The organism is Algoriphagus oliviformis (assembly GCF_017254915.1).
GTDB lineage: Bacteria > Bacteroidota > Bacteroidia > Cytophagales > Cyclobacteriaceae > Algoriphagus > Algoriphagus oliviformis.
The window spans coordinates 650,524-675,427 of record NZ_JAFKCT010000001.1 but is presented as its reverse complement, the minus strand read 5'-3'; the positions used below and the strand labels follow the sequence as shown (position 1 = coordinate 675,427).

General features: G+C 53.6%; 25 protein-coding genes. 13 read left to right on the top strand and 12 right to left on the bottom strand.

The genetic code is table 11. The features are described 5' to 3' along the window. The first annotated feature begins 138 nt into the window (after positions 1-138). A complete protein-coding gene (locus tag J0A68_RS02915; protein ID WP_206576681.1) occupies positions 139-1,653 on the top strand; it encodes a sodium:proton antiporter in 1,515 nt (504 codons plus the stop codon). On the opposite strand, the gene J0A68_RS02910 is transcribed toward J0A68_RS02915, so the two are convergent. Beyond that, positions 1,650-2,231 (bottom strand): DNA-3-methyladenine glycosylase I, encoded by a 582-nt coding sequence (locus J0A68_RS02910; protein ID WP_206576680.1) that lies wholly within the window; start codon positions 2,229-2,231, stop codon positions 1,650-1,652. The genes J0A68_RS02915 and J0A68_RS02910 overlap by 4 nt on opposite strands. 58 nt (positions 2,232-2,289) lie before the next feature. Between J0A68_RS02910 and alr the strand changes: the two genes are divergently transcribed. Next, complete coding sequence (gene alr / locus J0A68_RS02905) at positions 2,290-3,462, top strand: alanine racemase (protein ID WP_317195085.1); 1,173 nt, start codon at positions 2,290-2,292, stop codon at positions 3,460-3,462. Here the strand turns inward: alr and purU are convergent. The 8 genes from purU to J0A68_RS02865 form a co-directional block, all read right to left on the bottom strand. Continuing rightward, positions 3,459-4,313 carry a formyltetrahydrofolate deformylase gene (gene purU / locus J0A68_RS02900; protein WP_206576679.1) on the bottom strand — a complete coding sequence of 285 codons (855 nt, stop codon included), beginning with the start codon at positions 4,311-4,313 and terminating at the stop codon, positions 3,459-3,461. The two genes, alr and purU, sit on opposite strands and share 4 nt — an antisense overlap. A 9-nt stretch (positions 4,314-4,322) precedes the next feature. Next, positions 4,323-5,060, bottom strand: a complete 738-nt coding sequence (locus J0A68_RS02895; RefSeq protein WP_206576678.1) for a shikimate dehydrogenase family protein — start codon at positions 5,058-5,060, stop codon at positions 4,323-4,325. Continuing rightward, complete coding sequence (locus J0A68_RS02890; protein WP_206576677.1) at positions 5,060-5,992, bottom strand: DUF368 domain-containing protein; 933 nt, start codon at positions 5,990-5,992, stop codon at positions 5,060-5,062. The genes J0A68_RS02895 and J0A68_RS02890 overlap by 1 nt, the downstream gene beginning before the upstream one ends. A gap of 122 nt (positions 5,993-6,114) precedes the next feature. Next, entirely contained in the window at positions 6,115-6,885 is a 771-nt protein-coding gene (locus J0A68_RS02885; RefSeq protein ID WP_206576676.1) for a phosphosulfolactate synthase, read from the bottom strand. A gap of 109 nt (positions 6,886-6,994) precedes the next feature. Beyond that, a complete protein-coding gene (locus J0A68_RS02880; protein WP_206576675.1) occupies positions 6,995-8,410 on the bottom strand; it encodes a tetratricopeptide repeat protein in 1,416 nt (471 codons plus the stop codon). Positions 8,411-8,571: 161 nt separating this feature from the next. Next, positions 8,572-9,531 carry an NAD-dependent epimerase/dehydratase family protein gene (locus tag J0A68_RS02875; protein WP_206576674.1) on the bottom strand — a complete coding sequence of 320 codons (960 nt, stop codon included), beginning with the start codon at positions 9,529-9,531 and terminating at the stop codon, positions 8,572-8,574. A gap of 10 nt (positions 9,532-9,541) precedes the next feature. After that, entirely contained in the window at positions 9,542-10,291 is a 750-nt protein-coding gene (locus J0A68_RS02870) for a tyrosine-protein phosphatase (protein WP_206576673.1), read from the bottom strand. After that, positions 10,291-10,482 carry a cupin domain-containing protein gene (locus J0A68_RS02865; RefSeq protein ID WP_206576672.1) on the bottom strand — a complete coding sequence of 64 codons (192 nt, stop codon included), beginning with the start codon at positions 10,480-10,482 and terminating at the stop codon, positions 10,291-10,293. Before J0A68_RS02865 ends, J0A68_RS02870 begins: the two co-directional genes overlap by 1 nt. Positions 10,483-10,685: 203 nt before the next feature. On the opposite strand from J0A68_RS02865, the gene hflX reads away from it, so the two are divergent. Next, entirely contained in the window at positions 10,686-11,951 is a 1,266-nt protein-coding gene (gene hflX / locus J0A68_RS02860; RefSeq protein ID WP_206576671.1) for a GTPase HflX, read from the top strand. 141 nt (positions 11,952-12,092) lie between these two features. After that, positions 12,093-12,296 carry a hypothetical protein gene (locus J0A68_RS02855; protein WP_206577229.1) on the top strand — a complete coding sequence of 68 codons (204 nt, stop codon included), beginning with the start codon at positions 12,093-12,095 and terminating at the stop codon, positions 12,294-12,296. A gap of 87 nt (positions 12,297-12,383) precedes the next feature. Here J0A68_RS02855 and dgt read toward each other — a convergent pair whose 3' ends face one another. Continuing rightward, a complete protein-coding gene (dgt, locus tag J0A68_RS02850; RefSeq protein ID WP_438839560.1) occupies positions 12,384-13,730 on the bottom strand; it encodes a dGTP triphosphohydrolase in 1,347 nt (448 codons plus the stop codon). 106 nt (positions 13,731-13,836) lie between these two features. On the opposite strand from dgt, the gene J0A68_RS02845 reads away from it, so the two are divergent. From J0A68_RS02845 to J0A68_RS23110, 6 genes are all read left to right on the top strand, one after another. Continuing rightward, the gene (locus J0A68_RS02845) at positions 13,837-14,649 is read left to right on the top strand and encodes a DUF4382 domain-containing protein (RefSeq protein WP_206576669.1); all 813 of its coding nucleotides are present in this window, start codon (positions 13,837-13,839) and stop codon (positions 14,647-14,649) included. 87 nt (positions 14,650-14,736) lie between these two features. Further along, the gene (locus tag J0A68_RS02840) at positions 14,737-15,525 is read left to right on the top strand and encodes a DUF4382 domain-containing protein (protein WP_206576668.1); all 789 of its coding nucleotides are present in this window, start codon (positions 14,737-14,739) and stop codon (positions 15,523-15,525) included. Further along, a complete protein-coding gene (gene ribD / locus J0A68_RS02835; RefSeq protein ID WP_236021327.1) occupies positions 15,522-16,550 on the top strand; it encodes a bifunctional diaminohydroxyphosphoribosylaminopyrimidine deaminase/5-amino-6-(5-phosphoribosylamino)uracil reductase RibD in 1,029 nt (342 codons plus the stop codon). Before J0A68_RS02840 ends, ribD begins: the two co-directional genes overlap by 4 nt. Beyond that, complete coding sequence (locus J0A68_RS02830; protein WP_206576667.1) at positions 16,543-17,025, top strand: free L-methionine (R)-S-oxide reductase MsrC; 483 nt, start codon at positions 16,543-16,545, stop codon at positions 17,023-17,025. Before ribD ends, J0A68_RS02830 begins: the two co-directional genes overlap by 8 nt. 32 nt (positions 17,026-17,057) lie before the next feature. Then, positions 17,058-17,375, top strand: a complete 318-nt coding sequence (locus J0A68_RS02825; protein ID WP_206576666.1) for a nucleotidyltransferase domain-containing protein — start codon at positions 17,058-17,060, stop codon at positions 17,373-17,375. Next, positions 17,372-17,668 (top strand): HEPN domain-containing protein, encoded by a 297-nt coding sequence (locus J0A68_RS23110; RefSeq protein WP_206576665.1) that lies wholly within the window; start codon positions 17,372-17,374, stop codon positions 17,666-17,668. Before J0A68_RS02825 ends, J0A68_RS23110 begins: the two co-directional genes overlap by 4 nt. A gap of 83 nt (positions 17,669-17,751) precedes the next feature. On the opposite strand, the gene J0A68_RS02815 is transcribed toward J0A68_RS23110, so the two are convergent. Next, positions 17,752-18,519 carry an alpha/beta fold hydrolase gene (locus tag J0A68_RS02815; protein ID WP_206576664.1) on the bottom strand — a complete coding sequence of 256 codons (768 nt, stop codon included), beginning with the start codon at positions 18,517-18,519 and terminating at the stop codon, positions 17,752-17,754. 10 nt (positions 18,520-18,529) lie between these two features. Further along, positions 18,530-20,443, bottom strand: coding sequence for a 1-deoxy-D-xylulose-5-phosphate synthase (gene dxs / locus J0A68_RS02810; RefSeq protein ID WP_206576663.1), 1,914 nt, complete (start codon positions 20,441-20,443; stop codon positions 18,530-18,532). Positions 20,444-20,619: 176 nt separating this feature from the next. Here dxs and J0A68_RS02805 point away from each other — a divergent pair, with 176 nt between their 5' ends. The 3 genes from J0A68_RS02805 to J0A68_RS02795 are packed head-to-tail and all read left to right on the top strand — an operon-like array spanning position 20,620 to position 24,903. Beyond that, positions 20,620-21,366 (top strand): segregation and condensation protein A, encoded by a 747-nt coding sequence (locus J0A68_RS02805; RefSeq protein ID WP_206576662.1) that lies wholly within the window; start codon positions 20,620-20,622, stop codon positions 21,364-21,366. Between the two features lie 2 nt (positions 21,367-21,368). Then, a complete protein-coding gene (locus tag J0A68_RS02800) occupies positions 21,369-22,433 on the top strand; it encodes a lysylphosphatidylglycerol synthase transmembrane domain-containing protein (RefSeq protein ID WP_206577214.1) in 1,065 nt (354 codons plus the stop codon). Position 22,434: 1 nt separating this feature from the next. Then, positions 22,435-24,903 carry a bifunctional UDP-N-acetylmuramoyl-tripeptide:D-alanyl-D-alanine ligase/alanine racemase gene (locus J0A68_RS02795; protein ID WP_206576661.1) on the top strand — a complete coding sequence of 823 codons (2,469 nt, stop codon included), beginning with the start codon at positions 22,435-22,437 and terminating at the stop codon, positions 24,901-24,903. The last annotated feature ends 1 nt before the right edge of the window (position 24,904 follow it).

Sequence of the window (24,904 nt, the reverse complement as noted above, 5' to 3'; positions counted from 1 at the left end):
AATCCTGTTCCGGCCCTTTTAGTAGTTGGACAGTTTCCATCAAAATCAGTAGTTTAGCGACGGGCTAATCCGAAAAAAAGCCGACAATAATTTGCCCAAACTTCCGAAAAGTAAGCCCAATACCATCAAATCGACCAAATGAAGAAATATCTTATAAGTTTATCCATACTTTTCGGAATATTGTTTTTTGGCCTTCTTGAACCAGCGGATTCCTATGCCTTTTCGGTAGAAAATACTGCGGAATTGCTGGCCCAGGCGGACGCTTCCCATGCCGAAATGGACGCTGCCGGAGACCATGGAAGCGCCGAAGCCCATCATTCCGCGCCTACTTGGCTGGTCATTCCCTTTGTCACGCTGCTGCTGATGATAGCCACAGGTCCGCTCTTTTACGAGCACTTTTGGCACCACAACTACCCCAAGGTCGCCATCGGCTTTTCGATAGTGGTAGTGCTCTACTACCTGTTTGTCCTCGACAATGTCCACGCTCCCGTCCACGCACTGGCGGAGTACATCCAGTTTATCGCACTCCTGGCCTCGCTCTTTGTGGCCTCTGGCGGCATCCTGATAGAGATTGACAAGAAGGCCACGCCTTTGGCCAACGTGTCCCTGCTGCTGATCGGCGCGGTAGTGTCCAACCTGATCGGTACCACAGGGGCTTCCATGCTCTTGATCCGTCCCTTTATCCGACTCAACAAAGGCAATATCCAGCCTTACCACATTGTGTTCTTCATCCTGATGGTGAGCAACGTGGGAGGGTCTTTGACTCCAATCGGTGACCCGCCTTTGTTTTTGGGTTTCCTGAAAGGCGTGCCGTTCTTCTGGACCATCGAGCATAACTGGCCAGCTTGGGCCATGGCTTTGGCTCTGCTTGCAGGGATCTTCTACCTCGTAGACCGCAAGTTTGGCAAGGCAAACGAGGATGAATATGCGGAGGAAATCACCTACACCAACAAGTTTACGCTGATCGGTGCCAAAAACTTCGGCTGGCTTCTCATCGTCATCTGCGCCGTTTTCCTGGATCCCAACGTGATCGACGGCGTGCCTGCGATCGTCTATGATGGGCAAAAATTCTCCTTCTTGAGGGAAATCATCATGCTCTCGGTAGCCTTCTTTTCGTACAGATTTGCCGACCAAAGAGCCCTCAAGGGCAACGAGTTCAACTTTGAACCGATCCGGGAAGTGGCGTTCATTTTCGTGGGAATCTTTGGCACCATGATGCCGGCATTGGAGCTGGTGGGCAACTTTGCCAAATCGCCTGAAGGTGCCGCGCTCATCACCCCAAACACCCTCTATTGGGGTACGGGCACGCTCTCGGCCGTCTTGGACAATGCGCCGACCTATCTCAACTTCCTCGCTGCCGCCATGGCCTCCGAGGGATCGGACATCGGCAACATCGCCCAGGTAAGGGAGTTTGCAGCCAACACGATGAACGACAGCGACACCACTTTCCAGCTGCTGGCGATCTCGATTGCCTCCGTGTTCTTTGGTGCCATGACCTACATCGGCAATGGCCCCAACTTCATGGTGAAATCCATCGCCGAGCAAAGTGGGATCAAGATGCCTTCCTTCTTCGGCTACATCATCCGATTCACGATCCCGATCCTGCTGCCTATCCTATTCCTGGTGTGGCTGGTCTTTATCGCCTTCGTCTAGGACTTCACTTCCTCGTACCTGAAGCAATCCACCAGGTGATCATTCACCAATCCGGTCGCCTGCATGTGGGCGTAGATAGTCGTACTGCCTAGGAACTTAAAGCCGCGCTTCTTGAGGTCTTTGGCCAGCAGGTCTGACTCCGGCGTGGTAGCTTTTGCATCCTTGGTGGATTCGAGGCTGTTTTGGATGGGCTTTCCCCCGACAAATCCCCAGATGTAGTTGGAAAAGGAGCCAAACTCCTGCTGCACTTCCATGAAACGTCGGGCATTGTTGATCGCAGCGCGGATCTTCAGCTTGTTGCGGATGATCCCGGGATCCTGCATCAGCTCGTCCACGTAGCTCTCGGGAAACTCCGCGACGACTTGGTAGTCAAAGTCTGCAAACGCCTTGCGGTAGCCTTCCCGCTTCTTCAGGATCGTCGCCCAGCTCAGCCCGGCTTGGGCGCTCTCCAGCACCAAAAATTCAAAATGGACACGGTCGTCAAAGACCGGAACTCCCCACTCGGTGTCATGATAGGTCACATACTCCGGAAAGCCCAGACACCAGGGGCAACGGGATTTTTGTTCGTTGGCATTCATCGTATTAAAAATAGGCAAGAACTGGGAAAAGAGTCCGCCAGGCTTTAAATTTTGCGTTTTGACCCTATCCGATTCCATGCACCACACCTCCCGTCTGGAGATCAGCGCAGCCGCCTATCGCCAAAACATCACCTTCATCCGCAGCCTGATCGGCCCAAAGCCGACGATCTCCGCCGTCGTCAAGGGCAACGCCTACGGCCACGGCATCGCCCAGCTGGTTCCTATAGCCGAAAAATCCGGCGTCAACCACTTCAGCACCTTCAGCTCTGACGAAGCCCGCGAAGTATTGGCCAGCAGCTCTGGAAAGGCCGAAGTCATGATCATGGGCATGCTTCATCTCGAGGAAATCCCCGACCTGATCCGACTGGGCATCCAGTTTTATGTCTTTGACCTGGAGCGGCTGGAGGCTGCCATCCAGGCGGCGAAAGCAGTCGGAATCCAAGCACAAATCCACATCGAGGTGGAGACAGGCTTTCACCGCACGGGCTTTGACTGGGAGGAAAGGCAGCGCGTGCTGGAGCTGCTGCGCAAAAATGCCCCATTTTTGGAGCTGAAAGGTCTTTGCACCCATTTTGCCGGCGCGGAAAGCGCACAAAACCATCCCAGAATCCGGCAGCAGATCCTGCGCTTCGGGGATTTTGCGGACTTTTTCAGGGAAAATGGACTGACCTTCGAGCGAAGTCATGCCGCCTGCTCTGCCGCAACACTGCTTTTTCCCGAAACCCAACTCGACCTGGTGCGAATCGGGATCGCGGGCTATGGCTTTTGGCCCACCCGGGAGACCTTTCAGATGATGAAGTCCAGGCTTTCGCCAGACAACCCCAACCCCTTGCGCCGCCTCCTCACCTGGAAAACCCAGATCATGAGTTTCAAAAAAATCGGGCAAGGCGACTTCGTCGGCTATGGCAAGGGCTTCGAGGCTCCGGAGGAGATGAGCCTGGCTATCATTCCAGTTGGCTACTCCCATGGCTATGGGCGCAACCTGAGCAATATCGGCAAAGTGTTGATCTCCGGAGCGTTCTGCCCCGTGGTCGGCATCGTCAATATGAATGCGATCGCGGTCGACGTCAGCCACCTTGCTGATCCCAAGCAGGGCGACGAGGTGATCCTCATCGGCAACCAAGGCGACAACGAGATCACCGTGGGGTCCTTTGCGGAGACTTCCGACCTGATCAACTACGAGATGCTCACCCGTCTGCCGTCCCAGATTCCGCGTCTTATCGTGGACTAATAGAAGATGACGGTTTTGTTTTTGAAGGCCAGTACCTTGCGCTCCACATGGTATTTGATCGCCTTGGACAGCGTGACTTTTTCCACATCCTGCCCGATCTGCACCAGCTCGGCGATGGTATTGTGATGGCGGACGCGCGCCACTTCCTGCTCGATGATCGGTCCCGCATCCAGCTCCTCGGTGACATAGTGCGCGGTCGCCCCGATGATCTTTACCCCCCGCTCAAACGCCGCATGATAGGGTCTAGCCCCCACAAAGGCCGGCAAAAAGGAGTGGTGAATGTTGATGATTCGGTTGGGAAAATGGCGGATAAAGTCTCCTGACAGGATCTGCATGTAGCGGGCCAGGACGATGAAGTCCACCTGATGCTCGGCCAAGAGGTCCAATTGTCGGGCTTCCGCGGATTCCTTGTTGGCGGCGCTGAGGGGAATGTGGAAAAAAGGAATGCCAAAGGCCTCCACGATGCCCTGAAGATCGGAATGGTTGGACACCACCATCGGGATCTCCACATCCAGCTGCCCAGCATGGTGCCTGCCCAGAATGTCAAACAGGCAATGGGAAAGCTTGCTCACAAAGATGGCCATCCGAGGCTTTGGATCGCTAAAGTGCAGCTTGGTCTCCATGCTGAACCTTTCACCTACCTCTGCCTCAAAGCGGGGGAGGATCTCTTCTTTTCCCAGGGAAAAAGTGTCCAACTCCCAGGCCGCCCGCATGAAAAACATGCCCATCTCCACATCCACGTGCTGGTCAACCTCGAGGATGTTGCCATGGTAGGAGTACAAAAAGCGCGAGACTTCCGCGACGATTCCCTTCTGGTCAGGGCATTGAACGATCAAAATGGCCTTTTTCATAGCGTTTCGTTAGGAGTTCCAGATCACCCAGTTGGCTTCCGCCTGTAGGGCCAGCATATCCATCCCGTTTTTGGCCTTGCCGCCCTTGGACAGACAAGCCTTCATCAGCATGGTCTCGGCCGGATTGTACACGAGGTCATAGACCAGACTTGCTTCGCTCAGCTGCTCCACAGGGATGGCGGGCATGGCCTCCGTTTTGGGATAGGTGCCAAGGGGAGTGGTGTTGATGATCAGGGGAAAATCGCGAAGGTATTCGGGTTTGCTAGCCAGGTCTTCGTAGGTGATTTGGCCGTTGCCAGTGGATCGGGATACCGAAAGGAAAGCAATTCCCAGGTCCCGCAAAGCCACTTTCACCGCCTTGGAAGCGCCACCGGTGCCCAAGACCAGTGTCTGCGGCCGTGCCTTTCCGAGCCAGCTTTCCAGCGAATGCTTAAAGCCTAGGTAGTCGGTGTTGAAGCCCTTTCGCTTTCCTCCGCGGATCTGGATGCAGTTGACCGCGCCGATTTCGCGGCAGGCAGGATCCAGCTCGTCCAAAAAGGGCATCACCTGCTCCTTGTAGGGGATCGTCACTGCCATGCCTTCCAGCTCGGGATTTTCTCCCAAAACCTGCTCAAAATCCCCGATTCGGGGGATTTCATAGGAGTCAAACTGGCAACCTTGGATGCCTTCCTTTTCAAACTTCTCCGTGAAGTATTTCTTGGAGAACGAGTGCGTGAGCGGATAGCCTATCAGTCCAAATTTTCTCATCAATCCAAAAGTTTAGCCGCCAGCCACTCGATCAGCAGCACGAGGACAATCCCAAAGGCAAAAGCGGCAACCGCTGCCATGAGCTGGGGCTCTTTCCCCACCAGTTCCATATAGTTTCCCGGGAGGACATTCTCATCCAAAAAGGGCTTCTGCTCTCCCGAGGAGCTCGTCCTCCAGGCGGTGACCAGCTTCCAAGGCCAGAGTTCATTGACGGAACCCAGCATAAAGCCCGAAAGCAGGCCGATGGTGGCGGAGTGGTATTTTTTCAAAAGCCAAGAAACCACCCGGCTGAAGGTGAGTATCCCCACGGCGCATCCCGCGGCAAATACCGCCAGCTTGAAGATGTTGCGGTCTTTGACTGCCTCCAAGATCGGCTCGTATTGTCCCAGGATCAGGAGGATAAAGCTGCCGCTGATGCCCGGCAGGATCATCGCGCAGATGGCGATGGAGCCGGAGAGAAAGGTAAACCAGATCGCGTTTGGCGTAGTGGTCGGAGGGAGATTGGTCACCCACCAGGCGATCGCCGCACCGACGATGACAGCGGGCACCACGCCCAGATGCCAGCGCTTGATGTCTTTCAATATCAGGAATGCACTCACGAGGATCAACCCTGAGAAAAAAGACCAAAGCGGGATGGGATGCTCGCGCATGAGAAAGGTGATCACGCTCGACAGCGCAAAGACACTGGTCAGGATTCCCAAGAAGAGACTGAGCAAAAACTTCCCGTTGACAGCCTTGAAAAACCGCGCAAACTCAAAGCGGGTCAAGAGCTTGACATTGTCCAGGGTGAAGGAATTGATGCTGTTTAGCAGCTCTTGGTAGATGCCTGCAATCAGGGCGATCGAGCCTCCGGATACTCCGGGGACGATGTCTGCGGCTCCCATGGCCATTCCCTTAAAATAGGTGAGGGCGTATTTTTTTGTCGATCTCATGTGCTTAAAATCTGACTTCGCAAGGTGTAACGCTTGAGTCTTGCCTGTCTGCCTCAGGCAGGCTCGATCTCATAGAAAAAAGGCTGACCGATGAATCGATCAGCCTGATGGGAAAGTGTCTGTCAAAGTTTGATTTCACCGAGGAAGTGGTCGAAGGTATCGCCTCTCAGCCCCAGTCGGATGGTCTCCAAAGGAATCACTTCGGAAGGGCTGATGTTGCCCAGGTTCACGTTGGCGCCGAGGAGCTTGATAAACCAGACCTGCTGGGACTTTTGGGGAGCTTCCCAAATGATCCTTTCCTCCGGCACTTGGGTCAAAATCTCCTCCACGAGGCCTTGGCGCACTTCGCCCGAGTCGCGGAACAAGCCGACGTTGCCACCCTCGCGGGCTTCGCCGATCACCTTCCAGGCACCGGCGCTGAGCTCGGTCTGCATCTGCTCGATCCACTTATAAGGAGGGATGATTTTGGCGGCGTCTTTGGAACCGACCTCGGAGAGTACGGTCACCTGCTGGGAAAGCGTGGAGATGAACTCGCACTTTTTGTCATGGTTGAGGGAAATGGAGCCGTCGGATACTTCGGCAAACTCCAGCTCGTACTTGTCGAGCACCCTTCTGTAGTCTTCAAACTGCCCTCTGACGATGAAGGCTTCAAAAAGTGTCCCCCCAAAATAGACGGGGATGCCGGCGGCTTTGTAGACCGCGATTTTCTCGGTGAGATGCTTGGTGACAAAGGAAGTAGCCCATCCCAATTTGACTATATCCACGTAATCTGAGCAGCTGTCTACAAAATCTTCGGTTTCCCGAAGGCTAAGACCCTTGTCCATAGCCATAGTGAATCCCGTGGTACGTGGCTTCTCAGTCCGTACAGGAATATTCTTCAGCACATAATTCATGTGTTTTTTGTTTGATTTTTAATGGCCACCTGGAATCTCGCATGAGGGATACTCATCACAGTGTGTGACTTTACTATCATGCTCGATTTCATTGGCTAGGTTTTAAAGTTTAGAGCTGGGACTGGTCATCCCGATACTGGGCGATGATCTTGTAGATGGCCTGTTGTTGCTTCAGCTCCGGCATCAATTCGTACAAGATGGTATGCCTGTCAAAGTCCAAAGTTAACGCATTTTCCAAATATGAAAACGCTTCCTTGTATTTGCCCATCTTGATGAGGTAAACGACCATGCGATAGTACAGCTCCGGCTCTTCGGGAGCTTCCTCGATTCCTTCCTTGACCACGTCGATGGCTTCCTCGAAGCGGTTTTGCTCAAAATAGATCACAGAGAGGTTCACATAGGTCTCCATGATCCCTGGCTCTAAGTTGATTGCCTCCTCATACGCTTCCGAGCTGGCCTGCATGTTTCCGAGGTTAAATTCGGCGTCGGCAAGGCCTACCCAGTAGTTGGGATTGTCCTTGTTGAGGTTCAGCGCTTTTTTGAAATAGTGGATCGCCTCGAAAAACTTTTCGTTTTTCAGCATGCACATCCCCAGCCCAAACCAAGCGTCGTCATACTCTTCGTCCAGCTTGGCCGATTTCTTAAAATACTTGAAGGCCTCGTCGATCTTACCCAGCTTTTCATAGGCAGCGCCCATGTAGCAGCAGTTTTCGGCATTGGCGCCTTCACAGTTGATGGTATTTTGGTAGGCCTCCAGCGCCGCCTCGTAGTTTTGGGTGTTCATCAGGGAGTTGCCCATGTTGAAATAGGCCGAGGCAAAAGAGTCGTCGATGATCAGCGCATACTCGTAGGCCGAGATGGCGTCTTCGAAGCGACCGAGGCGATTGTACACCACGCCGAGGTTGTACCAGGCTCCGGCGGAGTAGGGATCTTGGTCGATAAATTCCTGATAAAACTGGAGGATCTCGTCAAAGGAACCTTCCTCCTCGGTGATCATGGCCAGCTGAAAGAGCGCGTCCTCGTGGTTGATGCGGTTTTTGACCGCCTCCTTGAAGTAGTCGCTCGCTTTGGTATTGTCACCTTTGGCGCGGTAGAGATTGCCCAGGGAATAAAACACCTCTGCCTTATCCTCCGCCATAGGCAAATAGTTTTCCAGCAGCTCTATGCCTTCCTGATGGTTGCCCGCCAGGATCTGCGCATTGGCCAAGGCCAAGACGATGTCCTCGTTGTTTGGGGACAGGTTGTTGAGGTTCTCGAGGATGCTCAGCCCTTCGTCCAGCTCATCGTTGAAGATGAGACACTGGGCTTTGAGCAGACGGATTTCCACTGAAAAAGGAAACTTTTCCAGGGAGTACTCGGAGGCTCTAAGTGCTTTGAGGAATTTCTGTTGGTCAAAGTAAAACCGGATGATGTCTTCCAGCTCTTCTTCTTCGAAATAGAGGTCGAGGTTTGATTTCAGGGAATTCTCAAAACGCTCCACGAGCTTTTTATCCTCTTCCCAGTCGTGATCGTGATCTCCGGTCATTCGATGGTGTTATGGTTTATTTAAGATACCAATAAAACAGGGATCTCAAAATTCGCTTTTGTTAAATTTTCCGATCCGGGATAGATTTCCTCGGCCTTGAAAAACGGGTGATTTTTGGGCTTATGAATGGGTAAACGCATGCGTCAAAAAATAAGTTTGCTTCAGGGTATCTTGGCCCAGTCCAGGCTTTCCCTCAAGGTGTAGTAGCGGTAGTCCAGAAAACGCTGGACCTTGGCATTGTCAAAACGGATACGTTGCTGGGAGAGCATTGCGCTTTTTTTGTTGAGGGGGATGTTTTTCATTCCGAAAAGCTGAAGGACGGATACGAGGGAGGAAAAGAGCGACACCTGCCAGGTACTCAGCGGAATCGTCGGGGCTTTCTTCCCAAACACGGCGGCGATCTCGGCAAAGAACTGACGAAAGGGTATAGCCTCACGGTTGAGCACAAAGCGCTCACCCCAGGCTTTCCTTTCCACGAGCTGTCGGGTGATCTTGGCGGCGTCCCGCACGTCGATGTAGTTTAGGTCGCCCTTCGGGAAAAACCTGTTTTCATCCAGCACATAGGAATAGATGCTGGTGCTGCTTCTCCCGGAGCTGGCCTTCCCCAGCAGCACGGATGGGTTTACTACGATCAGGTCTATCCCCTCCTGCTCTCCCCTCCAGGCTTCCAGCTCAGCCCAGTATTTTGAGACGGCGTATTCTGTGTTCAAATCTGACTCCACCCATTTGGACTTTTCGTCGACCTCCCGGACTTCGGGACTTCGGCCGAGCGCCGCCACCGAACTCACATGCACCAGCTTGCCCACTCCAGCGGTCAGCATGGCATTCACCAGATTGGCAGTGCCCTGCGCGTTGACTTCGTAGAGCCGCTCTTTGTCTTTGGACAAAAAGGAAACCAAGCCCGCCGAGTGGATCACCAGGTCTATGCCCTGCATGGCTTCCACCAGCGACTCAAAATCCGACAGCTCGCCCTGATGCCACTGGATCGGAAAATCGAAACCCGCCAGAAGCTCGATGCTGGAGTCCTTTTTCTTCAGTCCGTGGATGCTTCCGAGCTGACTAAACTCCCTGGCCAGCTGACTGCCAAACAGTCCCGTAATCCCTGTGATCAGAATATTCATGCTCCGGGAATTATAGTCTTGTGTTGATTAGGTCTAGGGCTTGGATTTTCTCATAGGTCTTTTGGTGGCGGGGCAGGGTCTCCAGCATGTCCAGGTAGCGGGCATTGTGGCAGTCCGTGCCCAGCAGGGAGACCACGCCCCTGTCCACGAGCATTTCCGCAAAGTCCTTGACCTGCTTGGAATAAAAGCCGGTGAGGGACAGCAGGTTTACCTGAAAGAGCAGCTTTCGCTCGATGAGCTCTTCCTGGAGCTTCTTGTCCGCAATCAGGTACTGGTAGCGCTCGGGGTGGGCGAGAATAGGCTTGTAGCCGGCCATTTCCAGATTGAAGATGATGTCCAGCAGCATTTGGGGCTTGTTGATAAAGCCCGTCTCGACCAAAATATAGTTGTCTCCAAAGGTGAGCATGGGCTCTTCGGCCTTCACCTTTTCGAGGAAAATCTCATCCATGTAATACTCCGCGGCAGCTTCCAGCTGAAGGCTGATTCCTTCGGCCTTTGCGGCTTTCCGCAGGTCTTCCAGCCCCATGCCGATGATCTCGGGCGTGTTGCGGTAGTATTCCGACATGATGTGGGGCGTGGTGATGACCTTTTTCAAGCCAAAGCCCTCCAACCTCCTGAGCAGTTCGAGCGACTCCTCCATGGACTTGCTGCCGTCGTCTATGCCTGGGATCAGGTGGGAATGCATGTCAGCCCCCAGCCAGCCGAGATCAAGAGGGGGAATTTCCTCCGGTTTCCTTCTAAACAGATCAAGCCATCCCATTACAAACCTCCTCCACTCTGTTGATAAAATTCCCCAAGACATGGACATTGTTCGTCTCTCTCCGAAATGATCCCCTCGGCAACTTGCCAATCCTGGCGAAAAGATTCGAAGAAATAGCCGCTGCTGTCAGGAAATAGTTTGGGAAAAATCTCAAGAAGACCCGAAATCGGCGTGCGTAGCAGTTCTGGCATTTTGGGGATGATTTCTAATACTTGAAGTAGTAAAATAACCACTCCGCCAGAGACTATCCTAATCTATTCTAAGGAATTATGCCCAAATTTGCTTTCCAAATACTCCAGTCTGAGCCCGCGACTGACTTGGCTGCACTGCCATTTTCCGAAATACGGAACAAAATTCGCCCAATTGCGCTTAGACTACCCGAATAGAACCCGATATGAACAAATTTTCAAGGAAGCTCCAAAAACTACACGATACCGCACCCAAGCAGGAAACGGCCGTCCTGGTCACCCTGATCCGGCAGCATCAGAGCGAGCAGTCCGTGGAGGAGCACTTGGACGAGTTGGCTTTCCTCGCCGAGACGCTTGGCGCCAAGACCGTCTACCGATTCACGCAGCGAATGGAAAAGCCGGACATCCGGACCTTTGTCGGCTCGGGTAAGCTGGAGGAGATCAGAGCCTACGTCGAGCATTTTGAGGTGGACATGGTGATCTTTGACGACGACCTCACCCCCTCCCAGATGCGCAACCTGGAAAACGAGATCAAGGTAAAGATCTATGACCGCTCCCTGCTGATCCTGGATATCTTTCTGAAAAGAGCGCAAACCGCCCAGGCCAAAACCCAGGTGGAGCTGGCCCGCTTCCAATACCTCCTTCCCCGCCTGACCAACATGTGGACCCACTTGGAGCGGCAGCGCGGGGGAACCGGAACCCGGGGTGGTGCCGGTGAAAAAGAGATCGAAACGGATAAGCGGGACATCCGAGCCAAGATCAGCCTGCTGAAAGACAAGCTGCTGGAGATAGACAAACAGGGCATTACCCAGCGCAAAGGACGAAAAGGAATCGTCAGGGTGGCGCTGGTCGGCTATACCAACGTGGGCAAGTCCACGCTGATGAACCTGATCACCAAAACCGATATCCTGGCGGAAAACAAACTCTTTGCGACGGTGGACTCCACCGTGAGGAAGGTCGTCTTGGACACCATCCCCTTCCTCCTGTCCGATACGGTAGGCTTTATCCGCAAGCTGCCCACCCACCTGATCGAGTCCTTCAAGTCCACCCTCGATGAGATCCGCGAGGCAGACCTGCTCGTCCATGTGGTGGATATTTCCCACCATGCCTTTGAGGACCACATCGCCGTGGTCACCCAGACCCTGAATGAGATCAAAGCAGGCGACAAACCTGTCCTGCTGGTCTTCAACAAGATAGACCTCGTCCAGCAGATGCCCTCCGAGGAAGAATCCCAGCACATCAGCGAGCATGAACTGCAGGAGACCCGCTACGTGGACTTCAAGGCGCTCAGCGATGCCTACGAAAAGAAAAACGGCATCAAGCCGGTTTTCATGGCAGCGGCCTCGGCCGAGAACGTGGAGGAGTTTCGCGATTCGCTTTTGGCAGAGGTGAAAAAGCAGCACAGAAAGATCTATCCCCACTACCTGGAAGACGAAGTCATCGACTGGACGGAAAAGGGCGACCAAGACTAACGCCGGTTTTGTAGAAAACCCATTCTTTCAAAAAAGATGGCAATGGATTGAAAATATGTTTGTTTTCAATCCATTTTTTTTAATTTTAACTAGAGTTTTGCCCATTTGGGTAGAAATATTTCAACCAAACCACCTTTCACCATGATCACAAAAACATTAAAAACAGTATCCCTGATGGTATTTGCTGTAGGTTTTACTGTGGCAACCTTGGCTTCTTGCGGATCCAAAAAAGAAGAAGTCGTCGAAGAGGAAACGATTGAAGAAGTAGTGCCGCCTGTAGAAGAGATGCCGGCAGACACTACGATGATGGACTCCACGGTCGTGGACAGCGTCGCAACCAACTAAGCGAAGAAACTGAAAAACGAAGCCGGTGCAGGGGACTCTGCACCGGCTTTTCTGTTTATATCCGGATCGGCATCCCAGCGAAGCAGGCTAGATTCCCGGAAAAGAGATCCCGTTGACCTTGCGGTAGAGGTTCAGTGCATATTTGTCCGTCATGCCCGAGATGTGGTCCACCAGTGCCCGCAGCATGGGGTAGGGATTCACTTCGGATCCCCAGCCCTTCATGGGAAAGTCCTCGGGGAGGAGTCGAAGCACGCTTTTGTCCTGACCGGAAAAGGAATCCGGCTGGTAGAAGTGGTGGTAGAGCGCCCGAGAGAAGATGGACAGGAGTCCTTCCAAGACCTGGAAGCCCGCCGCTTCCTTTTCCAGGACGACCTTGCTTCGGTAGATTCTTTGGATGGACACCGCCGAGATCTCCGCCAGGGCTTTCGCAGAAGGAATGATGTCGGTCAGCGCCTTGTCAAAGTTTCCTTTGCGCATGTTCTCCTCATATTGCCCAAAAACCCCCACAGTCTCCTGAATGAGCTGCCCGATGGCCATTGCCCGGAGCGCGCCGAGATTCTGGGCGTTGGTGCGGTTCTTTAGTTTTTCGGGATCAAACTTCCCTTTCAAAATAGGCTTCAACAACTCCAGCGTCTCCTCAAAGCTCACCAGGCCCAGCGTACAGCCATCCTCCAGGTCGATGATGCTGTAGCAGATGTCGTCGGCAGCCTCCACCAAAAAGGCCAAAGGATGCCGCACCCAGCAGTCCGAGCTGCACTTCTCTATTCCCAGCACGCTGCACATCTGCTCAAAGTCCGTCAGCTGGTTGATGAAGAAGCCGAACTTCTTCTGGCTCTTGCGGGCGATGTCCCGCTGTACGATCAGGCTTGGTCTGGGATATTTGGTAAAAGCCGCCAGCGTGGCATAGGTGAGCTTTAGCCCAAACTGCTTGGAAACCAGCATGCGAAAGCCCTGCGCATTTCCTTCAAAATTCACCAAATCGGCCCACTGGTCGATTCTGACGTGTTTTTCCCACAGTCTTCCGTCCGGATGCAGCCGGAAAAAATCCGAGATTGCCTCCTCCCCGGCATGGCCAAAGGGCGGGTTGCCGATGTCGTGAGTCAGGGCTGCCGCAGCCACGATGGATCCCACGGCCGAGGCGGTGATGCCCTGACTGCGCAGGTTGGGAAACTTGTCCAGCAGAAATTCACCGGCACCCTTGCCCAGGGATCTGCCTACACTGGACACCTCCAGGCTGTGCGTAAGACGGGTGTGGACAAAAGCCTGGTCGGGGAGGGGAAAAACCTGGGTCTTGTCCTGCAGATTCCGGAAAGGCGCCGAAAAAATGACCCGATCATAGTCAATTTCAAATTCGCTTCTGGCCGTGTCCGAGCTCAAGGCCCTCCTGTTTTCTCCAAATCTTCCGTCTGCCAGAAGTGTTTCCCATTTCATCATCCCCAAAATTATAAATCTCCCCAGAATTTCTCCCGCGAAAGTTCAGGCTTATCGCTTGGCATGGTTGTGGAATGCCTCCTTACGACACCTAAATAAAAATAACCCGATGAAGACCCTCTCCACTATTTTTGGCCTTTTTGCCATTCTCCTGCTCGCAGCCAGCTGCGACGCTTTCGACGACAGCCCTTCCTCTTCCGAAGCAAAGGTCAACTTCCACCTGGTCGATGCGCCGGGTGACTATGACGAAGTCTGGATAGAAGTATTGGCACTGCGGGTGAAAGTCGACTACGATGGCGGAGAAATGGACGAGGATGAAGAAAGCTGGGAAGAGATCACCTACGAAGGTCCCCAAATGGTAAACCTGCTGGATCTGACCGGTGGCCACTCGATTTTGCTGGGCTCAGAGGACTTTCCGGAAGGGGAAATAGACCAGATCCGATTGATCTTGGGTGACAACAACTACCTCGTCCAAGACGGAAAAGAAATCGACCTGAAAACCCCAAGTGCGCAGCAAAGCGGATTGAAAATCAAAGTGGACCAAGAAATCCACGGAGGGGAGACCTATGATCTGGTCATTGACTTTGATGTGGCAAAGTCCATCGTCACCGCCGGAAATTCCGGAAACGTAATCCTCAAGCCTGTTTTGAGGGCTTATCTGGATGAGACCCAAGGTATCCAAGGACAGGTATTTCCGCTGGAAGCTCAGCCGGTGCAGGTCACCGTCTCCGCTCAGGGAGTCGAAATCAGCACTTTCGCAGACGCATCGGGCAACTACGCTGTGATGGGTCTGGCTCCGGGGAGCTATTCGGTCTCTTTTACACCCCAAGCCCCCTATACTGCGGAAAGTGTGAGCGGTGTCGTAGTGATAGATGACGAAGTCACGACGCCAGAAGTGATCACTTTGGAAGCCAAACCTTAAGCTAGATTGCCGGTAAATCCGGCAATTTTTGTTTCCTCCTGCCTCGAAGTGGACAGGCTATGAAAAGTTTTGGGCTAAATTTAGGCCGTGAAGCGACTTTATTTTCTCCTCTCTTTTGTTCTACTCCTCCTGATTGCCTCCTGCAAGGGCTTTGACGACAGCCCAAAAGCACTGGTCAATGTCCTGCTCATCGATGCTCCGGCCGAGTGGGATTCGGTGATTGTGGAGATCCGGGGTGTGGAGCTGGACTTTGTCCCGGATGCCCGAGAAGGCACGGTGGAAAAGATCTTTCTTCCCTACGAGCCTGGGGACAAGGAAGTGGACATCTCCCAGCTGGTAGGCGGCACGGCCCTGCCTGTGGCCCGCTCGGAGATGCACATGGGACAAATCTCGGGCATCACTTTGCGTCTCGGTACCAAGAATGCCCTCTATCTCGATGAGGACCGCTACCCGCTCGACCTCCCCGGGGGGAATACCGACTACGCCCTGCCGCTCAGTCTCGACTTGGAGCAGGGTATTTCCTATGACCTGATTTTGGATTTTGACCTGGAAAAATCCATCCAGGTCGTCAACTCCAGTCCCTTGGAATTGGACTTTAACCCCACGCTCAGCGCCTTTTCCGGTGTGGGCAGAGGGGATATCTCCGGGACTACCAGCCCCACGAGCATCAAACCGGCGATCTACGCCATCCAAGCCGACGACTCGACCAGCACCCATACCAACAGCTCCGGCACCTTTCTTTTTCGCTTGGAAGCAGGTACCTACAAGGTCTATCTCGATCCCAAAAACAGCAGCTACAAGGACACCCTGCTCAACGTCGAAGTCAAGGCCGGAACGACCACTACCCTAGACCGCATCACCTTTTCCAAAAAATGACCACGCTAGACCCTTCCTTCATGCGACGTGCCCTCGAGCTTGCAGCCTTGGGAATAGGGAGGGTCAGTCCCAATCCCATGGTGGGATGTGTGATCGTACACGAGGGAAAAATCATCGGTGAGGGCTACCATCAGGCCTATGGCGGCCCCCACGCAGAGGTCCATGCGGTCGATGCCGTGGCGGATCAGCGACTGCTGAAGGAGGCCACTGCCTACGTCACCCTGGAGCCCTGCGCGCACTGGGGCAAGACACCGCCCTGTGCAAATCTCTTGGTCGAAAAAGGCCTAAAAAAAGTGGTCATCGCCGCCGTCGACTCCAATCCCCTAGTCGGTGGCAAAGGCATAGCGATACTGCGAGATGCCGGCATTGAAGTGGTAACCGGCCTTTTGGAGAGAGAAGCCCGCTGGCAAAACCGCCGTTTTTTCACCCAAATCGAAAAGAAAAGACCCTACGTGATCTTGAAATGGGCGCAGACTCAGGATGGCTTTGTGGCCCGTAAGGACTTCAGCTCCAAGTGGATCTCAGGCTCCCTCAGCCGCCAGCTGGTGCACAAGTGGCGGACAGAAGAGGATTCGATTTTTGTCGGAAAAAACACGGCGCTCTATGATAATCCGCAATTGGATGCCAGAGACTGGGTGGGCAAAAATCCCCTCCGGATCGTGCTGGACTCCCGGCTCGAACTGCCGGAAACGCTAAACCTCTTTGACCGGTCCGCCCCGACGCTGTGCTTCAACAGCAAAAAGTCCCATGTCGAAGACAACCTGGAACTGGTGGAGGTGGAGCACGAATTTACCGTGGCTGTACTTCTGAAGGAGCTGCAATCCCGAAAGATCCAAAGCCTGATCGTAGAGGGCGGCAGCCACGTCTTGGGCCAGTTTATTTCCTCAGGACTATGGGACGAGGCTCGGGTGTTTACCAGCCAAACCAAATTTGGGGATGGTATTCCCGCCCCGCATCTGAACCAAAATCCTGACGAAACGCTTACCATCGGCGAAAACCTCCTGAATATCTACTACCATGGCTGAATCACTCTACATCCCCCACACCGCTACCAAGTCAGAAAAGTACGAGGCCGTAGTCCCGCAGATAGAAGCATTGATCACGGGGGAGCCGGACCTCTACGCCAACCTGTCCAACATCGCCGCGGCTTTGCGGGAAGCGTTTGGGTTCTTCTGGGTGGGATTTTATCTGGTGAAAGGCGAACAGCTGGTACTCGGCCCCTTCCAAGGACCGATCGCCTGTACACGGATCAATTTTGGGAAAGGCGTCTGCGGCACCGCCTGGAAAGAAGCCAAGACCCAGCTCGTGCCGGATGTGGACGCGTTTCCCGGTCACATCGCCTGCAGCTCCGCCTCCAAGTCTGAGATCGTGGTTCCGGTACTCAAGGGAGAGGAAGTGGCGATGGTCTTGGATGTGGACAGCGATCAGCTGGCCGACTTTGACGAAACGGATCAGAGATACCTGGAAGAGTTGATGGCGATTTTGGCAAAGACGCTTTAAGAAACGCCTGTTGGAATTTCTTATATTTAACCATGAGGAAATCTGCAATCCTAGACGAAATAACCAACTTGGCCGCTGAAAAGTATCCCAATGCAGAACTTGTTTTGTTTGGTTCACACGCTACTGGTGCTGCTAGACCCGACTCAGATTGGGATATCCTGCTTCTCCTGGACCAGGAGACGGTCGATCCTGAGACCGAAAAGTCCATCATGAATGATTTCTATGAGTTGGAGCTGGCGACAGGAGCGGTGATTTCCCCTTTGATCTACAGCAAGCGACTCTGGAACCAAAGTCGTCCCGTCACCCCGCTTTTCAAGTCCATCCGGAAAGAGGGCATTCTACTTCGATGAGCACCTCGAAAAAGGACCTCGTTTCATATCGGGTTCAGCGAGCGTTTGGTACTCTTGATGACGCCAAGCTTTTGATAGAAAACAAGAAGTGGAACTCTGCGATCAATCGGCTCTACTATTCCGTCTTCTATGCGGCATCTGCGTTGATTCTATTGGAAGACCAGGCCGCTTTCACCCACAACGGCGTGAAAACGTCTTTTTCCGAAAAGTTTGTGAAAACAGGTAAAATGGACCTTTCCGAAGGCAAACTATACTCACAACTTTTTTTCCTGGAGACAAAAGGGAGACTATGATGACCTTTTTGATTTTGATGAGGCGACAGTCGCCCCCTACATTGAACCTGTAGAAAAATTCATCCAAAAAGTCGCGCTGCTTGTCAAAGCTGGGCTCGAGCAAACTCCCGGATCAAATTGATCGTCTCCTCCTTTTTCTCCACCATTCCCATATGTCCCACGCCTTCCAGCTCGACATAGTGGGTGAAAGCGTCTTTTTGGGCGCGACTGGCCTCGATCTTCACAGCCCCGTCTTCGGTGCCGGCGATGAGAAGTTTTGGCCCTGAAAAGTTTTTGAGGACATCAATTCGCTCTTTCCTGTCCCGCATCGCACCGGTAAAGGCCACCAGCCCGTCCAAGCTGGAGCGCTTTCCGTCCTCGATGGCCCGCTCGATTTCGGCTTTCAGTTCCTCGCTTTTGTCTTCGGGAAAAAGCGGCGGCACAAAGGAGGTCACAAACTTATCCACACCATGTTTTTTCAGAAAAACTATGGCGCGGTTGCGGGTTTCTTTCTTGTCGGCAGCATCCGCAAATGCGGAGGAGTGGAAAAGTCCCACGGCCTTGAGCCTGCTTCCCATGAGCTCCAGCAGCGCCAGCGTGACATAGCCACCCAGCGAATGACCAACGACTATGGGATTTTTGATTTGGTTTTCGTCCATCCATTCTTCCAGACTGACGGCTACCTCTTCCAGGGAAATCTGGTCACCGGCGATAGGCGAGTCGCCGATTCCGGGCAAATCCGGGCAAATGACGCGGAAGTCAGTGGACAGCTCTTCGGCAAAATCCGTCCACATCCTCGAAGTCTCACAAAAACCATGGATCAGCACCAGTGGTTGGCCTTTTCCTTTTTCAAAAAAATGTATCGCGGACATGGAGGACAGTTTAGACGGTTCGGGCTACCTCGGAGAGACTTCTGACGGTGGCGGCAATGCCCTCGGGGTCAAAGCCGCACTCGCGGTGCAGCTCGATCTGCTCACCATGCTCGATGACTTCGTCCGGGATGCCAAGGCGCTTGACCTGAGCGGTATAGCCTTGATCCATCATCCACTCCAGCACAGCCGAGCCAAATCCGCCCATCAGGCAGCCGTCCTCTACGGTCACCACCTTTTTGAACTTGCCAAAAACCTCGTGCAGCAGCTCTTCATCCAGCGGCTTCACGAAGCGCATGTCGTAGTGGGCGGGATTCAGGCCCTCTTTGGCCAGCACCTCACAAGCCTCCACGGCATAGTTGCCGATGTGGCCGATGGTGAGGATAGCGACTTCCTCGCCCTCTCGGACGATGCGGCCTTGGCCGACAGGAATCTCACGGAATGGAGTCTTCCACTCCGGCATCACGCCCGCTCCGCGTGGATAGCGGATAGAGAAGGGGCCATTGTAGATGCTGCCGGTGTACATCAGGTTTCGCAGCTCCTCTTCATTCATCGGAGCCGATACGACCAGATTGGGTACGCAGCGGAAATAGGCAATGTCATACGCGCCATGGTGGGTAGGCCCATCTGCTCCCGCAAATCCCGCTCTATCCATGCATAGGACTACGGGCAGATTTTGCAGGCAAACGTCGTGGACCACTTGGTCATAGGCGCGCTGCATAAAAGTCGAGTAGATATTGCAAAAGGGAACCAGTCCCTGAGTAGCCAATCCCGCTGAGAAAGTCACCGCATGCTGCTCGGCGATCCCCACGTCAAAAGCCCGGTCCGGCATGGCTTTCATCATGATGTTCATCGAAGAGCCGGAAGGCATGGCCGGCGTCACACCCATGATGCGGCTGTCCTTCTCGGCCAGCTCGACCAAGGTATGCCCAAAGACATCCTGGTACTTTGGAGCTTGGGGAGTGCTGGGGACTTTTTTGAAAATCTCCCCGGTGACCTTGTCAAAGGTACCCGGCGCATGCCAGGTGGTTTTGTTGCCTTTTTCGGCAGGCTCGTAGCCTTTGCCCTTCACCGTGATGCAGTGGAGGATTTTGGGACCTGGGATATCCTTGAGATCTCGGAGGATCTCCACGAGATGGTCTACGTCGTGGCCGTCCACGGGTCCGAAATAGCGGAGGTTGAGCGACTCAAAAAGATTGCTTTGCTTCAGCACCGCAGACTTGATCGCGCCTTCCACTTTGGAGATCACCTCCTGTGCGCTGGAGCCAAACTTGCTCAGTTTGCCCAGCATTTTCCACACTTCGTCCTTCACCTTGTTGTAGGTGTGGGAGGTGGTGATGTCGGTGAGGTAGTCCTTCAGCGCCCCTACGTTGGGGTCGATGGACATGCAGTTGTCGTTGAGGATAATCAGCAGGTTGGAGTCGCTGACCCCGGCGTGGTTCATGGCTTCGAAAGCCATCCCACCGGTCATCGACCCATCGCCGATCACGGCGACATGCTGGATATTGGAGCCTTTGTATTTGGAGGCTACGGCCATTCCCAAAGCCGCCGAGATCGACGTACTGGAGTGGCCTACGCCAAAGGTGTCGTATTCGCTTTCCTTTCTTTTGGGAAAACCGGAAATGCCCCCATAAACCCGGTTGGTGTGGAATCGGCCTTTTCTCCCGGTCAGGATTTTGTGCCCATAGGCTTGGTGACCCACATCCCACACGAGCTGGTCAGTAGGCGTATTGAGCACGTAGTGCAAAGCAACTGTCAGCTCCACCACACCCAGGCTTGCCCCGAAGTGCCCCCCATAAACGGAGACGTTGTCCACGATAAACTGCCTCAACTCCTCGCAGACCTGAACCAGCTTGTCTTTGGAAAATTTCTTGAGATCCTCGGGAGTATCTATCTGGGCTAGGAGCGGTCCGGGAGTAATTTGCATTTTCTGAAATGTTGGTGTCAAAGTAGAATAACTCAAAGCGAATCAGTTTGTTTACTCATGCCAGAAGCAAGCCAATTTCACGCTTTTGCTTTATTTCCATCCATTCTAATTAATTTGCTTAATTGAATATCTTTGGCTACGAAAAGGCAAAGTTAACCAATAAATTCTGCTATCCGGTGAGTTTCGAGATCAAATTACCATTGTTCGAAGGCCCCTTTGATCTGATGTTGTTTTTCATCGAGCGGGACGAGCTGGACATCTACGACATTCCCATCTCCAAGATTACCAACGACTTCCTCGACTACATCCATCAGCTCGAAAAAATGGAGATCGAGGTGGCCAGCGACTTCATCCTCTTTGTGGCCACCCTGATGAAGATCAAGTCGCGCATGCTGCTACCCCGTCCAGAGCTCAACGAAAAAGGGGAGGAAATCGACCCCCGAGAGGAGCTCGTGCGCAATCTTTTGGAGTACAAAAAATACAAATCCGTGGTCGAAGAACTGGCCCAAATGGAAGGGGAGCGGCTTTCGAAGGAAAAAAGGGGCAACCTCGCCAAGGAGCTCGTCGAACTTAGCAAAGCTGAGGACGTAGATGCAGAGATGCAGCACGTAGACCTCTACAAGCTGCTCAGGGTATTCCAACGATGCATGGGCAAGATGGCCGCCAGATCGGAGGAGACCAAGCACACCGTAATCCAATATCCCTACACCATCGAGCAGCAAAAAGACTTCGTGCTGGAAAAGATAAGCTTCAAAAAACAAGTACCTTTCACCGATTTCATCGAGTACAAACCAGATAAAATTTTCGTGATTTACACCTTTTTGGCAATTTTAGAACTTCTTCAGCTCTCACAGGTGACTATCCTGATCGGTGAGGGATACAACAATTTTTGGGTAGAAAAGACGGAGCCAATCGCCGCCTGACGATGAAGCTGGACAACAAAAAAATCTTCCAAACCCTCAATCCCAACAAGGTTTGGGTGCCAATCCTGATCGGGCTGGGCATCATCCTCGCCATGTTTTACATGGATCCCAATGTCTCGATCGAAAACCTGAAAGTCGCTTCCGACGCCTCCATTCCCTGGCTCTTTTTCGCCGTCCTCGTTCTTTTTTTCCGCGATTTTGGATATGTCTATCGTATCCGGGAGCTGACCGACCAGCACCTCAGCTGGACGCGCGCGATCTATGTGATCATCCTATGGGAGTTTGCCTCCGCGGTCACGCCCTCCGTCGTCGGCGGCACGGCTGTGGCGATGTTTATCCTCAACAAGGAGGGCATGAAAATGGGCAAAGCCATCGCCATCGTGATGGTCACCGCCATCATGGACAACCTGTTCTTTGTGATCGGGGCGCCGGTGATCCTCTTCCTGGCCAAAGGCAACATTTTTCCGGACAGCAAACTGCTGGAGAGCCAGCTCGAAAACAGCCTACAGGCGATCTTTTGGATCAGCTACAGCCTCTATGCCACCTACAGTCTGGTCATGGCCTTGGCGCTTTTTTACCGCCCAAGGGTCTTCAAGTGGATTTTGATCAAGATCTGCTCCATCAAGTTTTTGCGAAAGTGGAAACACAACGCGCAGGAGTTTGGCGACCAGATCATCGTCGCGTCCAGGCAACTTTCGGGCAAGAGCTTTTCCTTTTGGCTGAAGATCGTCTCGGTCACGATCTTCATCTGGACCTCCCGATATCTCATGCTCAATGCGCTTGTGTCGGCATTTGTCCCGCTGAATCTGGAGGAGGAGATCATCGTCTTTGCCCGGCAAGTGATCATGTGGATCGTGATGATGCTGTCTCCGACCCCTGGCAGCAGTGGGACAGCCGAGTTTTTCTACGGGCAGTTTTTCGCGCAGTTTCTGGGCCAATACACCTTTGTCACCAGCATTATCTGGAGGCTGTTCTCTTACTACCCATACCTGTTTTTGGGAGCGATATTCCTTCCGCGATGGATCAAGCAGGTCTTTTTCAAAAAGAAACAGCTAGCGGAAGAGTAAGATGCTAAGCCCGTTGACCATAGCCCGGCTTTTGGAAATCACCGGTGGGAAAGTCCAAGGCAGGGATTTCTCCGGACAGATTTCCCATGTAGGCATTGACTCCCGCCAGGTGATCCAGCCAGACCAGACGCTCTTTGTGGCACTTCGTGGTGCCAAAGCCGACGGAGCCGCCTACATCCCCGTCTTGGTGGAGGAGGGCGTGACCTGCTTTTTGGTACATTGGGATTGGAAAATACCTGCGGAACTGGAGAGAGAAGCTACCTTCATCCAGGTAGAAGATACCCGGGCGGCTTTGCAGGCGATTGCGGCATACGAGCGCAGCCTTTTTGCAAAACCCCTCGTCGGCATCACCGGCAGCAACGGCAAAACCATCGTGAAGGAATGGCTCGGCCAGGTGCTCAGCCAAAGCTACACGGTCGCCAAAAGCCCCAAAAGCTACAATTCCCAAGTGGGCGTGCCGCTCTCCATCTTTGGCATCCAGCCCTACCACCAAGTGGCTTTGCTGGAAGCCGGCATCTCCAAAACCGGGGAAATGGCCAAGCTGGAGCAGATGACCCACCCCGACCTGGGCATCTTCACCAACATCGGCAGCGCGCATGAAGAGGGCTTTGCCAGTAGGGAGGAAAAAATACGGGAAAAGCTCCTGCTCTTCGCCCACTCCAAACTGCTGATCTACTGCCGCGACCAAGAGCCCGTGCGGGAGCAGGTCGAAAGCCAATTTGACCGCGAGCGGCTGATCTCCTGGTCTGCGAGGCCGGCTGCGGATTTTTCCATCTCTGTGAAAAAGCAGGAATCGCTTTCTAAGCTCATGCTGATGAAAAGCGACCTGAGCACGTTCACCTTTCAGGTTCCCTTTACCGACACGGCTTCCCTGGAAAACATCACCCATGTGATCATCGCGGCACTGACGCTGGGGCAGGACTTTCCCGCCATCCAGGCGGGCCTCGACCAGCTCAAGCCGGTGGACATGCGGCTTACGCTCAAGCCGGGGCTAAGCGACTCCCTGCTCATAGACGACACCTACAACAACGACCTCGCCGGGCTGAAGGTCGCGCTAGAATTTATGAGCCAGCAGCGGCCCAAGCGGTCCAAAGTCCTGATTCTCTCCGACCTGCTCCAGCAGGGCCTGCCGGAAAAGATCTACACCGAAGTAGCCGAGCTGATCCGCTCCTACGGCCTAGACCAGATCATCGGCGTGGGCAAGGAGGTGAAGCGATTGGAATACTATTTCCCAGACCGCTTCGAAAACTATCCCTCCACGGAGCTGCTGCTCGCGGCCTTGGATCCCGATGCATTTCAAAATGACCTGATCCTGGTCACCGGAGCACGGCCCTTTGCATTCGAACGGGTGGTGAATCGCCTCCAGCAGCGCATCCACGGCACTACGCTGGAGATCAACCTCAACGCACTGACGCACAACTTCAACTTCTACAAGCGCCAGCTCAAGCCGGAGACCAAGATGATGGTGATGGTGAAGGCCTTTGCCTATGGCGGCGGGGCGGCCGAGATCGCCAACCACCTCCAGACCATGGGTGCGGACTACCTCGCGGTGGCTTTTTCCGACGAGGGCGTGTCGCTGCGAAAGCAGGGCATCCGCCTCCCTATCCTGGTGCTCAACCCCGTCGAGGAATCCTTTGACCTGCTCCGAGAGTATCAGCTGGAGCCCGTCGTCTTCAGTCCGGAGTTTTTCAAAAAGCTCGGCAGCTACGCCCAAAACCACGACTTGCAGCTGTCCATCCACTTGGACTTGGACACAGGTATGCACCGCTTGGGCTTCGAGCAGAGCCATCTCGACGAACTAAAAGACTTGATCGTCACCTTTCCGGAATTGAAAATTGCCAGCCTCTACACGCATCTGGTCGGTGCCGATGAAGAAGAGCACGAGGAATTTTCAAGATTCCAGCTTCGGGAATTCATGGAAATGAAGACCAAAATCGAGGCTATCCTTCCCTACAAGCCGCTGGTCCACGCGCTGAATTCCGCCGGGATCGTCCGCTACCCCGAGTTTCAGCTGGACATGGTGCGCTTGGGCATAGGCCTGTATGGGGTGGAGGTGACTGGAAAATACGATGCCGCACTCAAGCCGGTCAGCACGCTGAAGACTTCCATTTCTCAAGTGAAAACCTTGGCTCCAGGCGCGACGGTCGGCTACTCCAGAAAGGGGCAGCTTCCCGAGGGCGGCAAGATCGCCACTTTGGCCATAGGCTATGCGGACGGCTATGACCGGCGCTTTTCGCAGGGAAAAGGCTACGTGCTAATCCAAGGCCAGAAAGCCCCCGTCATCGGCAACGTCTGCATGGATATGGTGATGGTGGATGTCAGCGGGATCGAGGCCAGAGCCGGGGACGAAGCCGTCATCTATGGGGAGGGCATTTCGCTCAAGGAGCTGGCCGATCGGATCGGTACCATTCCCTACGAGCTGCTGACCAACATCAGCGCGCGGGTGAAGCGCGTTTACTACTTGGATTAAG